This window comes from Xanthomonas sp. NCPPB 1128 (genome assembly GCF_001043115.1).
GTDB lineage: Bacteria > Pseudomonadota > Gammaproteobacteria > Xanthomonadales > Xanthomonadaceae > Xanthomonas_A.
In genome coordinates, this window is the sequence record NZ_LFME01000003.1 from 20,543 (window position 1) to 34,469 (window position 13,927).

The window sequence follows — 13,927 nt, forward strand, 5'->3', positions numbered from 1 at the left end:
GACGCTCCATCAGCCGGTGGCCCAGGCGGGTGTGCCGGGAACGTAGGGAATGTCTTCATAGCGGCCCGGCACGGCAACGTAGCGCAGCACTTCGGTCGCGCCGACCTCGGAGGTGAAGAAGCCGAAGATGGTCAGCTGCTTGATCATCGTAAAGGGATGCGGCATCGCGTCCGCCGCTTCGGCGGTGCCGGTGTCGGTCACGTCGATGGTCTTTGCCCTGGCCTCCGCATCCAGGGCACGCAGCAGTTCAGCGCGCTTCTGCGGGGTGAGCGACACGAACCGACCGCCGGCACGTTTGTCGATCTCGGCCAGGCCGGCGCGGAACGCCGCCTGCTGCCGGGAGGTGTAGCAATCGGTGACGAATTTCGCCATGAACGCGCCGGCACCGGCGTCCTTCGCCCCCGGCGTCCTGGTCCGCGGCAGGATGGTCTCGGCGATCTCGTCCAGCGTGCCGATATCGGCAGCGGTGAAGAGGGCCTTCGCCGCCGCGGCCGGCGCCTGTGCATGGGCGAGCGCGGGCAGCCCGACCATCGCCGCGCCCGTGGCGGCGAAGATCATCTTCAGCAGTTCGCGACGTTCCATCACAGGTTCCCCGCTTTCAGTTCGCGCACGGCATGATCGGCGGCACGCGCGGTCAGCGCCATGTAGGTCAGCGAGGGATTCACGCACGCGCTGGAGGTCATGCAGGCGCCGTCGGTCACGTAGACGTTCGGCGCATCCCAGACCTGGTTGTATTGGTTGAGCACGGAGTTCTTGCGGTCCCGGCCCATGCGCGCTGTGCCCATCTCGTGGATGCCCTTGCCCGGCGCGTAGTCGGCATCGTGCATTGCAACCTCCTTGACGCCGGCCGCCTCCAGCATCTCGGCGGCATCGGCGGCCATGTCCTTGCGCATGGCCTTTTCGTTTTCGCGCATGGCGACGTCCATCGCCAGCACCGGCAGCCCCCATTTGTCCTTGCGCTGCGGGTCCAGACGAATCGTGTTGTCGTGGTGCGGCAGCATCTCGCCGAAGCCGGTCATGCCGATGCGCCAGTCGCCCGGCACGGTCAGCGCCTCCTTCAGGTCGGCGCCGATGTTCAGCTCGGCGATCTCGCGCGACCAGCCGGTGCGGCTCGCACCGCCCTGATAGCCGAAGCCGCGCAGGTAGCCGCGCTTGTCCGCGGCGACATTGCGGAACCGGGGGATGTAGAAGCCGCAGGGACGGCGGCCGAAGTAGTACTTGTCCTCGTAGCCCTCGACCCGGCCGGAGGCACCGGCGCCGAAATGATGGTCCATCACGTTGTGCCCGAGCTCGCCGGACGACGACCCCAGGCCGCCGTCCCAGACATCGGTGGCCGAGTTCATCAGCAGCCAGGTCGAATTGAACGAGGACGCGTTGAGGAAGATGACCTTGGCCGTGTACTGGTAGGTCTGTCCGCTCTCGGCGTCGATGATCTCCACGCCGCGCGCACGCTTGCGGTCCTTGTCGTAGAGCACCTCCTTGACGATCGAGAACGGCCGCAAGGTCAGGTTGCCCGTCTTCATGGCCGCCGGCAGCGTGGCCGCCTGGGTCGAAAAGTAGGCGCCGAACGGACAGCCCAGGATGCACTTGTTGCGATACTGGCAGTTGACGCGGCCCTGCTCGACCTTGGGCTGGGTGATGTTGGCGGTGCGCGAGTGGATCAGGTGCCGGGTGCCGCCAAAGGCCTTCTTGATCCGCGCGGCGACGTCCTTCTCGACGATGTTCAACGGGATCGGCGGCAGGAACTCGCCGTCGGGCAACACGTCCAGTCCCTCGCGCGTGCCGGCGATGCCGGCGAACTTCTCCACATGGTCGTACCAGGGCGCGAGGTCGGCGTAGCGGATCGGCCAATCGGTGGCGATGCCATCCTTGAGGTTCGCCTCGAAATCCAGGTCCGACAGGCGATAGCTCTGCCGTCCCCACATCAGCGAGCGACCGCCCACGTGATAGCCGCGGAACCAGTCGAACCGCTTGATCTCGGTGTAGGGCGATTCCTGTTCGTTGGCCCACATCCCCTGCAGGTTCTCGACCAGGGCGTAGTCGCGCATCAGCACCGGATAGGCGGCCTTCATCGCCTGGGTCGGGCGGTTGCGGTGCGGGAAATCCCACGCCTCCTTCATCGCGTTGACGTAGTCCTTGACGTGCTCGATGTTGCGTCCGCGTTCCAGCATCAGGACCTTGAGTCCCTTCTCGGTCAGCTCCTTCGCCGCCCAACCGCCACTGATTCCCGAGCCAACGACGATGGCGTCGTAATGATTGTCTGCCATGGGTTCTACTTCACCTGGGTGGATAGCGTTTCAGACGTCGCAGAGGCGGATCGCCTCGCGCAGCGAGCCGACGGGATCCGGCGCCGTAGGAACGAATTCCTGCGCCAGATAGCCATCGAAACCGGTATCGCGAATCGCGCGACAGATCGCGGGATAGTGGAGCTCCTGCGCGTCCCCGATCTCGTGCCGGCCCGGGACGCCGGCGGTGTGGTAATGCTTGAAGCACGCGTGATGCTTGCCGATGGTGGCGATGATGTCGCCCTCCATGATCTGCATGTGGTAGATGTCGTACAGCAGGCCGAAATGGTCCGAGCCGATCCGCCGGCACAGCTCGACGCCCCAGGCGGAGTGGTCGCACAGGTAGTCGGGATGATCGACCTTGGAGTTCAGCAGCTCCATCACCAGCACGACACCGCGCTTCTCGGCATGCCCGAGGATGCGCTTGAGCCCGACTTCGGCGTGGGCCATGCCCTCCTGGGGATCCATGCCATTGCGATTGCCGGAAAAACAGATGAGGTTGCGATAGCCGGCATCGGCCACCAGGTCGATGTGCCGCGTGTAGCGCTCAACGAGTTCATCGTGGAACTGGCTGCCGGCGAAGCCCTTGTCCAGGCCGAGTTCCGCGCCGTTGCACATCGCGCTGTACACGCCATGCGCCTTCAGCGTGGGCCAATCCGCGGGGCCAACCAGATCGATGGCGGCGAACCCCACGCCCTTCACCACCTGGCAAAGCTGTGCGGTCGACAGCTGCGGAAACGTCCAGCGGGCGACGGACTGCTTCAGGTTGCCCCTGAGCGGCGTGGCGGCAGCACGCGCCGGCAGCACTGCCGCTGCCCCAAGGCCAAGGCTCCCGGCGACCGCCATGCGCAGCGCGTCGCGCCGCGTGAACCCCGAGGCCGGCGCCGGTTCGATCGAATGGATAGACATCCACCTTCCGGCCTCCCAACCGGTGTCAAACGCTGATGAATCGCCGCGATTCAATCGATTGAACCATACGGGAGGAAATCGCGTTTGTGCAAGACGCAGTGCAAGAAAGCTCATGCTGCAGGGCACAACGTTGTCGCGCCGATGGCCGCATGCCGATGGTGAAATGCCGGGAGAGGCATGGAGAGAGACAAGCTGATGTAAAGCGAAAAGCGGCTTGCATCAGCGTGAACATGTCCATGCAGGGGAAGCATGGCGAGAAGCGGATGAAACAGTGGCTCGGCTTTGGAGTCAGGGCGTTGGACTGCCTGCTATGTGGCTGTGATGGCGGATTCGGATGGAAGTTCCAGCGCATCCTCGCCACGCTGCCACACGCATTCATGTGACGCGGATATTGGTGTGGAGGCGAGCGCAGCCAATGTGCTTTTTCGTAGGAGCGGCTTTTAGCCGCGACAGGCTTTCCCAGGAAAGGCGTCGCGGCTAAAAGCCGCTCTTACGGCACTTGACCCGTTCCGGTGCGCCGGCCTGCCGGGAGCGACGACAAGGATTCGGCAGGAAAAGCCGCGCCAAGGCATTGCGCGAGTCGGCCGCGCGAAACCACGCTTGGCGATCAAGCTGATTTCGCGAAGGCGAAAACAGCACAGCACCCACCGCGTGCACGCTCGCTTCGGCCGAAATTCTCCGAGCCCGGAGAAAGACGATGTGCCATGGCCCCAATCGACCGATCGCGCCTGGCTTCGCGTCGTCGTTGTTGGGGGCAGAACAAAAGCGCGCCGAAGATTGGCCTCGCCTCTCAGCCGATCGATCGCCTGGCACGCATGCCCGCGCCATCGCCCATCCTCATATAGGCAGAAGATCGATGCCGGGTCAGCAGCAAAGAACACGCCCCCTGCAAAACAGAAAGCCCCAGCAAGCACAACGGCTGACTGGGGCTTGCCGACATCAAGGATTACTGGAAATCAGAACGGAATATCGTCGTCCGCGAAGTCGTCCATCGGCGCGGACTGCTGCGGGGCCGGCTGCTGCCGACGCGGCGCGTAGTCCTGCCCGCCGCCACCACCGCCACCGCCGCCCATACCGGAGCGTTCCTGGCGCGGCGGTGCCGAGCGCTGCGGACGGTCGCCGCCGCCCATGCCGCCGCCACCGCCCTCGCCGCGGCCGCCGAGCATCTGCATCTCGTCGGCGACGATGTCGGTGGAGTACTTCTCCACGCCGTCCTGGCCGGTGTACTTGTCGTAGCGGATCGAGCCTTCGACGTAGACCGAGCTGCCCTTGCGCAGGTACTCGCCGGCGATCTCGCCGAGCTTTCCGAAAAACACCACGCGATGCCACTCGGTGCGTTCCTGCTGGTTGCCGTCGCGGTCCTTGCGCACGCTGGTGGTGGCCAGGCTGATCCGGGTGATGGCCATGCCGGCCTGGGTGTACTTGGTGTCGGGATCGTTACCGAGGTTGCCGACGAGGATGACTTTGTTGATGCCGCGGGCCATGAGCTGCTTCCGTCTGGGGTCTCCGCGGGCCGGGGGCGCGCAGAGCGGTAAAGAAGATTCGGGAAGCAATCCTAACATCGCCGGGCTGGGCCGGCCTGCGCCAGGCGCCCGCCGGCGCCCCGGAAAACGCCGCATCGGCCTGTCGGAATCCTACCTGCGCGCGCCCCGCAGGGCGCTGCAAAGCCAGCTGGGGCAAGCCTTCAGGCCCCGGCGGCGGCCAACCGCGGGACGGATGTGGCCGCGCAGCCTATACTTTGCGCACGTTTCCAGTCCTGTCCGCATGAGCATCGCCGAATCCCCCAGCTCCGCCCTGGGCCTGCCCCAGATCCAGATGCTCGCCGCGCCGGACATGGCCGAGGTGGACGCCCTGATCCGCCGTCGCCTGGCCTCGGACGTCGTGCTGATCAACCAGATCGCCGACCACATCGTCTCCGCCGGCGGCAAGCGCCTGCGCCCGATGCTGGTGGTGCTGGCCGGCCGCGCCTGCGGCGCCGGCGGACCGATGCAGCACCAGTTGGCGGCGATCATCGAATTCATCCACACCTCGACCCTGCTGCACGACGACGTGGTGGACGAGTCGGACCTGCGCCGCGGCCGCAGCACCGCCAACGCGCTGTGGGGCAACGCGCCCAGTGTGCTGGTCGGCGACTTCCTGTATTCGCGCAGTTTCCAGCTGATGGTGGAGCTGGACAGTATGGCGGTGATGCGCCTGCTTGCCGACACCACCAACCGCATCGCCGAGGGCGAGGTGCTGCAACTGCTGCACGTGCACAACCCCGACACCGACGAAGCCGCCTACCTGCGCGTGATCGAGCGCAAGACCGCGGTACTGTTCGCCGCCGGCACCCGCCTGGGCGCGCTGGCCTCCGGCGCCAGCGAGGCGGTGCAGGCGCGCCTCTACGACTACGGCATGCAACTGGGCTATGCGTTCCAGATCGCCGACGACGTGCTCGACTACACCGCCGACGCCGCCGACCTGGGCAAGAACCTGGGCGACGACCTGGCCGAGGGCAAGGCCACGCTGCCGCTGATCCACGCCATGGCGCATGCCGACGAGGCGACCCGCGCGCGCCTGCGCCAGATCGTCGAACAAGGCGACGCCAGCGCGATGCCCGAGGTGCTGGCCGCGATCGAAGCCAGCGGTGGCATCGACTACAGTCGCCGCCGCGCCGCCGACTACGCCGCCGCCGCCGAACGCGCCCTGGACGGCTTGCCGGAAAACGAGGCGGTGGCCGCGCTGCGCGGCCTGGCGCGCTACGCGGTCGAACGCAGGCACTGATCGCCGCTCGCGCATGACCATATTCACCGCCGAGGAGCGCGCCGTGCTGCTGGCGGTGAAGGGCGTCGGCCCGACCGTGGTCGCACGGCTGGAGCAACTGGGCGTGCATTCCCTGCAGGCGCTAGCCGCCTGCGATGCAAGGCAACTCACTGAACAGGCTGCGGCGCTGCTCGGCTCCACCTGCTGGCGCAACAGCCCGCAAGCGCGCGCGGCCATGAACGGCGCCATCGCCGCAGCGCAGTCGCACCTGCTCAAGCCCTTCTCCAAGACACCGTAAGGGGTCATTACGCCCGTCAGGCCGCTTATCCGGCGCGCTACCGCGCGCCGGAGGGATTGGGGAATCGAGATTGGGGATTGGTAAAAGCGATTCGTGACACCTGACGCGTTGCGGACTCATCGCCCATGTCAGCGACGCATCACGCTTTGCGTCTGGCTACCGCAGTGGAATGGCAAAGCGCGATCCACCGCCTTTGCCAATCTCCAATCCCGCCAAGCGCGCAGCGCGAGGCACCTCCCTAATCCCGCCCGAAGCGCTCCTCGAAGAAATCCTCGAGTATCCGGTAGGCACGCTTGGCCGCACGCGGGTTGTACTGGCAGCCCGGTGGGCTGTTGGCGTCGGCTTCGGCGAAGCAGTGCACCGCGCCGCTGAAGTTGACGAACTGCCAGTCGGCGCCGGCACGGTTCATCTCCTGCTCGAAGGCGGCGATGTCGTCGCGGCTCACGCTCTTGTCGTCGGCGCCGTTGAGCACCAGCACCGGCGCCTTGGCACTGCCTTCAGCCGCCGGGGCGGCGGTGGCCAGGCCACCATGCAGACTCACGACGCCGGCCAGCGGCGTACCGGCGCGGACCAGTTCCAGCACCGTGGTGCCGCCGAAGCAGAAGCCAACCGCGCCGATTCGCGCCGGATCCAGCGGCGCCTTGCCGGCCTGCCCCTTCAACGCCGCCACCGCCGCCAACGCGCGTGCGCGCAGCGTGGCCGGATCCTTCTTCAGCGCACCGGCGAACTGCCCGGCCTCGGTATCGTTGGCCGGTCGCTTGCCCTTGCCGTAGACGTCGGCCACCAGCACCACATAATCGTCGCCGGCCAGGCGCTTGGCCTTCTCCACCGCGGAGCCGTTGACGCCGCGCCAATTCGGCACCATCACCAGGCCGGGGCGCTTGTCGTGCTCGGCATCGTCGTAGACCAGCACGCCGCTGAAGGTGTCCTTGCCGACCTGCCACTCCACCGGCTTGGCCTGCATCGCTGCCCAGGCCTGCAGCGGCAGCGCCAAGGCCAGCCCGAGCAGACCGGTCCACCGCATCATCGAACGTGTGCGCATCGTCCTTCTCCCGTGGGAACCAGCCGGCAGTCTAGAGCCTGACATGCACGCCGAGGTGAGGCCGAGGTGAGGGCGAATACGAGGCTCTGGGACAAGGCGCACAGCGCCGTCGTGTGGCGGCCGACGGCCGCTTCCGGTCATGCTCTTTCCGTAGCTCGCATGTCAGCCCAGCGCCACGCATCGCAACGTGCGGTAGTCGCACCGACAGCGCGACGCCAGCGCACCGCGTGCGCCGACGCCGCGCCGCCACTCAGGCGATGCCCAGCCCAGGGATGGCGCTGATCGCATCCGGGTCGAACCCGGCCAGCACGGCGAAATGGCGGCCGCGCGCCACGTAGTCGCGGTAGGCGCCGAAGCTGGGCGCGCCGGGCGACAGCAGCACCACGCCGCCCTGCTCGCCCAGCGCCGCGCGCGCCAGCGCCACCGCCTCTGCGAGATCAACCGCCGCATGCAGGCCGAAGCCGGCGTCAGCGGCCAGCGGCGTCAGCAAGGCATGGATGCGTGGGCCGTTGGCCCCCATCGTGACGATCTGCAGCGGTGCGCCACCATCACGCATGTGCGCGGCGAAGTCCTGCCAGTCCAGGCCGCGGTCGTGGCCGCCGACCAGCAGCGCGATGCGCCGCCCGCGGAAACACTCCAGCGCCGCCAGGCTGGCATGCGGCGTGGTGCTGATCGAGTCGTTCACATAGGTCACGCCATCGCGCGTGCCCAGGGTCTGCAGCCGGTTCGGCAGCGGCCGGAAGCGATCGGCCGCTGGCGCCAGCGCCGCCGCGTCCAGGCCCAGCGCCTCGATCGCGGCCAGCACCGCGCACAGGTTGCCGCGGTTGTGCCGGCCCGGCAGCGGCGCCTGCGCGCTGTCGTACACCGCTGTGTCGCCGCGGTAGACCACCTCGCCGCGCATGTGCCAGCCGTCCTCGCGGTTGAACCAGCGCACGTCGCTGTCGGGCAGTTGCAGCGCGGCCAGCTGCGGATCGGCGGCGTTGAGCAGCGCGATGCGCGGCCGCGCATGAGTGACCAGCTCGAGCTTGTCGGCGATGTAGCGCGCCTGGCTGCCGTGCCAGTCCAGATGTTCGGGAAACAGGTTCAGTACCAGCGCCAGCTGCGGCCGCGCGCCGCTGCGGGCGACATCGCCGGTCTGATAGCTGGACAGTTCGATCGCCCAGTATTGCGGCGAAGGCATCGGCGCCAGCACTTCCAGCAGCGGCACGCCGATGTTGCCGACCAGGCCGGTGCGGTGGCCGCCGGCGCGCAGCAGGTGCGCCAGCAGCGCGGTGGTGGTGCTCTTGCCCTTGGTGCCGGTGACGCAGACGCTGCCGGGCACCACGCCATCCGCGCCGGCGTGTTCGGCGAACCACAGCGCGGTGCCGCCGACGAAGCGCGTGCCGCGCGCCGCGGCGGCCTGCGCCTCGGGCCGGTACGGGCTGATCCCGGGCGACTTGATCACGACATCGAACGCGGCCAGGCGCTCGGCGCTGGCCTCGGTCTCAATCTGCAACGCGGGGTCGTGCAGCGCGACGATCTCCGCGGCCTCCTCGGCCGAACAGAACACCGTCAGCGGCAGCGCGCGTCCCGATTCTCCATTCCCGATTTCCGATTCCCGCCAACGCACCGCCGCATAGGCCGCGCGGCCTTCCCGCCCCCACCCCCACAGCGCGACGCGCTGCGACTCAAGCTGCGAAATTCGCACGCACGCGTTCCCACAGGTCGGCCGGGATGCGGTGCTGCGCATCCAATTCCAGCAATGGCTCCACGCGCAGGTCGGCCGGGTCGAGCTGCGGCTGGATCTCGCGGATGAAGCGCGCCACCAGCGCGTCCTCCTTCCACTCCGCACGCGCCGCCAGCGCCGCCATCGCCGCACGCGACTCGCGGCCCTCGCCCACGCACTCGAACGGCTTGTGGTCCTGGAACTCCAGCAGCGCGTCGAAGCCGCCGGCCTGGCCGGCATCGTCGAGCAGGTTACGGCCGAAGATCCGCACCAGGCGCGTCTTCGGCATGAACGGCGCCAGCGCCAGGAACACGAAATGGCACTTCGGGCAGACCCCGCACCAGCGGTGCGCCGGGCGCTCGCCGAGGATATGGAAGTTGCGGTTGCAGCTGGAGAAATGCGCGTCGTAGTGGTCGGTCTTGGCGAACTGCCGCGCCACCGCCAGCTCCGACAGCGGGCGCAGCAGCGAGTAGTAGCGCAGGTCCGCGGCCACGTAGCGCTGCACTTGCGTGCCGAACGCCTGCTCGAAGGCCCAGCCCTTGGACCACTGGTGGTTGACCTCGCCGGTGCCCGCGATCTGGCTGCCGTAACTGGCCGAGTGCTCGTTGGAGAACACCACCTGGCCGGCGTCGTGCAGCACCGCGGCGAACACCAGGATCGCCGAGTTCACCGCCGTCACCGGGATATGCCCGTTCCACGCGCCCTGCCGGTTCAGCTCGAACAGTTCCGGCGCCAGCGTGCGGCCGATGTTCAAGGTCGGCAACCCGGTGCGCTCGGCGCAGGCGCGGATCAGTTGCGAGCCGCCGATCCAGGTCACCGTCTGCGCCACGCCGGCTGCGCGCAGCGCTTCGATGCTGACCAGCGAATCCTTGCCGCCGCCGATCGCCACCAGCGCCTGGTCGCGCAATCCCAGCGTCGCGGCGTCGGCCGCCTCGGCGTCCGCGGCCGGGAAACGGATGCGCCCACGCAGGTCCAGGCCATTGCGATAGGCGAACTCGCCCAGGCCATGCAGGTACACGCTGTCCAGCAGCGCGGCGGTCTCGGCATCGATGGCGTAGTCGTCGATGACGATGCGCGGCGGCACCGCCGCCTTGTAGTAGCTGACGCCGGCGATCAGGTGCAGCAGGCGCAGGGCGCGCTGCGCCGCCTGCGCCCGCGCCGCATCGAGCGCGAACGGCGCGCCGGGCACGGTGATGGTCTCCACCAGCTCCGGGCCGTCGTCGAACGCATAGACCAGGCGCGCCACGCCGCTGTCGGCATCGAAGCCGCAGCGGACGAAGCGGAAGGTGGCGATCTGCTGTTTGTCGAAAGCGGTCATGGATGTCCTGCAAGCACGCGCGTGTGCCGCAGATAGCGGCGACACAGAAGAAATTCGATCATCGAAAACGGCAAGGCAGCCCACAGCAACGGCAGGCAGCCGAACACGAAGGCCATCAGCAGCAACTGCCATGGCAATCCGGTCGGCACCGACGCGGCGGAGGCCAGGACGGCCACCAGCACATACAGCGCCAGCGCCGGCACGTAGGCCAGTGCGGCCAGCAGCAGGGTGCGCAGGGCCAGCGCGCCGGCGCTGGCAGCAGGCCTGCGGCGCGTCCAGCGCAATGCCAACCAAGCGCCGGCGGCAGCGGCGGCCAGGGCCGGCAACGCCCACTTCAGGCTATCGGTCCACGGCAGCGAGGTGCCGGACTGATCCACCGCGGTGGCAGCCGCCATCGCCAACGCGCCGGCCGCGGCACTGCCCGCGACGAACTCAGCCCGCGCGCGCATCGATCGCCTCCTCGCGGGGCAACTCGCGCTGGTTGTAGGTGCTGGCCATGCTGTAGCCGTAGGCGCCGGCGTCGGCGATCAGCATCACGTCGTCGGGCGCGGTGCCCGCCGGCAGGCGCCGACGCTTGCCGAACACGTCGCTGGACTCGCAGATCGGCCCGACCACGTCGAACACGGTCTCGGCCGGCTGCTCGAGCCGGCTCAGGTTCGCCACGTCGTGCCAGGCGTCGTACAGCGCCGGGCGGATCAGCGTGTTCATGCCGGCATCCAGGCCGACCCGGCGGATGCCGTCCTTCTCGATCACCTGGGTGGCGCGGGCCAGCAGCACGCCGCACTCGGCGACCAGGTAGCGGCCCGGTTCGATCGCCAGGCGGAACGCCGGATGCACCGCCTTGGCCTCGGCCAGGCCCTGGGCGAAGGTGTCCAGGTCGAACGGTTCGTCGTCGGCGCTGTACGGGATCGGCAGGCCGCCGCCGATGTCGATGACCTCGACACTGCCGATGCGCCGGGCGAAGCCGGCCAGCTCGTCGCACATGCGCCGCCAGTGCTGCGCCGTCTCCACGCCGCTGCCCAGGTGCGCATGCAGGCCGACGATGCGGATGTCCAGCGCGCGCGCGGCCTCGACGAACTCGTCGACGCGGGTCGCCGACAGGCCGAACTTGGAGGCCTTGCCGCCGGTGTTGACCTTCTCGTGGTGACCGTCGCCATGGCCCAGGTCGATGCGCAGCCACAGGCTGCGGCCGCGGAACAGGTCCGGCCAGCGCTGCAGCGCCTCGACGTTGTCCACGGTCACGGTCACGCCCAGCGCGAACGCGGCTTCGTACTCGACCCGAGGCGCGAAGCTGGGGGTGAACAGCACGCGTCGCGGCGACAGCTCTGGCACGATCTCGAACACCCGGCGCAGTTCGCCGTGCGAGACGCACTCCAGGCCGAAGCCCTCCTCGACCAGGGTCTGCAGGATCGCCGGATGCGCGTTGGCCTTGATCGCGTAGTAGCGCTGGTCCACCGCGGCGATCGCCTTCAGCGCGCGCGCGCGTTCGCGCAAGGTCGGCAGGTGGTAGACGTAGCGCGGCGTGCCGGCCTCGGCCAGGCGCAGCAGATGCGCGCGCTCGCCCTGCCACCACGGCACCGGCCGCGGCCGCACCGTGCCGGCGATCTCGCGCCAGCGCGGGCCGAACACCTCGGTCTCCTCCACCGGCATCGCGCCGCTGTCGATCAGCTCGGCATGCAGGATCGGCAGCAGCCCGTCGGCATCGGTCTCATCGATGACGAAGGTCAGGTTCAGGTCGTTGGACGACTGCGAGATCATGTGCACGCGCTCCTTGCCGAACGTGGCCCACACGTCCGAGAGCTTGTGCAGCAGCGAGCGCATGCCGCGCCCGACCAGGGTGATGGCCGCGCACGGCACGATGATCTTGACCCGGCAGATCTCCGCCAGGTCGGCCGACAGCGCCGCCAGCACGTCGGTGTTGACCAGGTTCTCGCTCGGGTCCAGCGACACGGTGACGTTGGTCTCGGCCGAGCCGATCAGGTCCACCGACAGCCCGTGCTTCTTGAACAGCGCGAACACGTCGGCCAGGAAGCCGACCTGCTGCCACATGCCGATGCCTTCCATCGACACCAGCACGATGCCGTTGCGGCGGCTGATCGCCTTGACCCCGGGCACGGTGCGGGCGTTGCCGTCGATGCTGGTGCCGGGCAGCTCCGGGCGCTCGGTGTCCAGGATCGCCATCGGCACGCCGCCGTCGCGGCACGGCTTGATCGAGCGCGGATGCAGCACCTTGGCGCCGGTGGTGGCGATTTCCTGCGCCTCGTAATAGTCCAGGCGGGTCAGCAGGCGCGCATCCGGCACCTCGCGCGGATTGGCGCTGAACATGCCCGGCACGTCGGTCCAGATCTCCACCCGGCTGGCGCCGAGCAGCGCACCGAAGTACGCCGCCGAGGTGTCCGAGCCGCCGCGGCCGAGAATGGCGGTGCCGCCGTCTTCGTGCCGGGCGATGAAGCCCTGGGTGATCAGCATGCGCGTGGGCTGGGCGACGAAGCGCGCGCGCCAGGCCGGATCCGACTGCCACTGGCACGACACCGACAGGCGCCGCGACCAGGCGCTCTGGTTCGGCTGCGGCGGCAGCGCGTCCAGCCACTGCCGCGCGTCCATCCAGCCCATGTCCAGGCCGTTGGCGCGCAGATAGGCCGCGCCCAGGGTCGAGGACAGCAGTTCGCCCTGCCCCAGCACCTCGGCCTGCCAGTCCAGCGTGCGCTCGGCCGCGCGCGGATCGGCGAGCAGGCCGCGCAACGCCGCCAGGCGTTCGCCCAGTACCGCCTCGGCATCCAGCTCCAGTTCGGCCAGGAACTCGCGGTGGCGCTGCTCCAGCGCGGCCACGCGTTGCGCACTGTCGGCGCTGCCGTCGGCGATCGCGGTCAGTTCGTTGGTGACCCCGGACAAGGCCGACACCACCACCAGCACCCGCGCGCCGGTCTCGTCCGCGCGTTTTTTCGCCAGCGTTCCAATCGTGTCCCAGCGATGACGACGCGACACCGAAGTGCCGCCGAACTTGAGGACGATCCAGCGATCGACAGGAGAGGAAGCTGACATGGAGTGGGGGTGTCTGCAGTGTGGGGAAAACGCCGGCATGCGCGGGCGCAACCCCCGATTCTACTGCCAACCGAGCACCGGTGAGCGCGCGCCGCGACCTGCAACTGGACGTGCTTTCCGCCAGCCCCGGGTTGGGCGATCCGGATGCAGCGCACAACTCTGGACGAACGGCCCGGGCTGGTGGCTGCTGGAACTGGCCGACGAACGCGCGCTACACACGCTCACGCCGGAACTGTCCGCGATCGCCACCTTGCCCTACGCCGGCAAACTGGCCGTGTTCGCTTCAGCCATGCCGCCGGACACCAGCTCGTAGTCCGCGCCTTCGCCCCTGGCGTCTGCGTCGCCGAGGACCCGGCCACTGGCAGCGCCAACGCACTGATCGCCGCCATGCTCGCCGCGCAGCACCGCTGGACAGGGCATGGCGGGCGCTACGTCGCCAGCCAGGGACGCGGACTCGGGCGCGACGGCCGCGTCGCGCACCTGGTGGAGGGGGAAGCAGTGTGGATCGGCGGCCTGGTGCAAGCGGTGATCGCTGGCAAGATCGCTTGGTAAGCTCCGGCCTCCCCCACCGCAGTCCGGAGTTTCC

12 protein-coding genes are annotated in these 13,927 nt (G+C 68.7%); 3 read left to right on the top strand and 9 right to left on the bottom strand.

Annotated elements, in window-relative coordinates; all coding sequences use genetic code 11:
* Positions 1 to 9 precede the first annotated feature (9 nt).
* The 4 genes from ACP93_RS03510 to ACP93_RS03525 form a co-directional block, all read right to left on the bottom strand.
* Entirely contained in the window at positions 10 to 582 is a 573-nt protein-coding gene (locus ACP93_RS03510; RefSeq protein WP_048489406.1) for a gluconate 2-dehydrogenase subunit 3 family protein, read from the bottom strand.
* A complete protein-coding gene (locus tag ACP93_RS03515) occupies positions 582 to 2,267 on the bottom strand; it encodes a GMC oxidoreductase (RefSeq protein WP_048489407.1) in 1,686 nt (561 codons plus the stop codon). Before ACP93_RS03515 ends, ACP93_RS03510 begins: the two co-directional genes overlap by 1 nt.
* Positions 2,268 to 2,297: 30 nt before the next feature.
* Positions 2,298 to 3,194, bottom strand: coding sequence for a hydroxypyruvate isomerase family protein (locus ACP93_RS03520; RefSeq protein ID WP_082143361.1), 897 nt, complete (start codon positions 3,192 to 3,194; stop codon positions 2,298 to 2,300).
* Between the two features lie 956 nt (positions 3,195 to 4,150).
* Positions 4,151 to 4,678 (bottom strand): single-stranded DNA-binding protein, encoded by a 528-nt coding sequence (locus ACP93_RS03525; RefSeq protein ID WP_048489408.1) that lies wholly within the window; start codon positions 4,676 to 4,678, stop codon positions 4,151 to 4,153.
* A 280-nt stretch (positions 4,679 to 4,958) separates the two neighbouring features.
* Between ACP93_RS03525 and ACP93_RS03530 the strand changes: the two genes are divergently transcribed.
* Both ACP93_RS03530 and ACP93_RS03535 read left to right on the top strand, forming a co-directional pair.
* Positions 4,959 to 5,957 carry a polyprenyl synthetase family protein gene (locus ACP93_RS03530; protein ID WP_048489409.1) on the top strand — a complete coding sequence of 333 codons (999 nt, stop codon included), beginning with the start codon at positions 4,959 to 4,961 and terminating at the stop codon, positions 5,955 to 5,957.
* Between the two features lie 13 nt (positions 5,958 to 5,970).
* Complete coding sequence (locus tag ACP93_RS03535) at positions 5,971 to 6,234, top strand: helix-hairpin-helix domain-containing protein (RefSeq protein ID WP_048489410.1); 264 nt, start codon at positions 5,971 to 5,973, stop codon at positions 6,232 to 6,234.
* A gap of 238 nt (positions 6,235 to 6,472) precedes the next feature.
* Here ACP93_RS03535 and ACP93_RS03540 read toward each other — a convergent pair whose 3' ends face one another.
* From ACP93_RS03540 to ACP93_RS03560, 5 genes are all read right to left on the bottom strand, one after another.
* A complete protein-coding gene (locus ACP93_RS03540) occupies positions 6,473 to 7,276 on the bottom strand; it encodes a dienelactone hydrolase family protein (RefSeq protein ID WP_048489411.1) in 804 nt (267 codons plus the stop codon).
* 250 nt (positions 7,277 to 7,526) lie between these two features.
* The gene (gene murD, locus ACP93_RS03545) at positions 7,527 to 8,963 is read right to left on the bottom strand and encodes a UDP-N-acetylmuramoyl-L-alanine--D-glutamate ligase (protein WP_048489412.1); all 1,437 of its coding nucleotides are present in this window, start codon (positions 8,961 to 8,963) and stop codon (positions 7,527 to 7,529) included.
* On the bottom strand, positions 8,944 to 10,299 hold the full coding sequence (gene murL / locus ACP93_RS03550) for a UDP-N-acetyl-alpha-D-muramoyl-L-alanyl-L-glutamate epimerase (RefSeq protein WP_048489413.1): 1,356 nt from the start codon (positions 10,297 to 10,299) through the stop codon (positions 8,944 to 8,946). The genes murD and murL overlap by 20 nt, the downstream gene beginning before the upstream one ends.
* Complete coding sequence (locus ACP93_RS03555) at positions 10,296 to 10,748, bottom strand: hypothetical protein (RefSeq protein ID WP_048489414.1); 453 nt, start codon at positions 10,746 to 10,748, stop codon at positions 10,296 to 10,298. The genes murL and ACP93_RS03555 overlap by 4 nt, the downstream gene beginning before the upstream one ends.
* Positions 10,732 to 13,341: a bifunctional aspartate kinase/diaminopimelate decarboxylase gene (locus ACP93_RS03560; protein WP_048489415.1), complete on the bottom strand. Its 2,610-nt coding sequence runs from the start codon at positions 13,339 to 13,341 to the stop codon at positions 10,732 to 10,734. The genes ACP93_RS03555 and ACP93_RS03560 overlap by 17 nt, the downstream gene beginning before the upstream one ends.
* A 144-nt stretch (positions 13,342 to 13,485) precedes the next feature.
* Here ACP93_RS03560 and ACP93_RS21000 point away from each other — a divergent pair, with 144 nt between their 5' ends.
* A complete protein-coding gene (locus ACP93_RS21000) occupies positions 13,486 to 13,893 on the top strand; it encodes a PhzF family phenazine biosynthesis protein (protein ID WP_228135944.1) in 408 nt (135 codons plus the stop codon).
* The last annotated feature ends 34 nt before the right edge of the window (positions 13,894 to 13,927 follow it).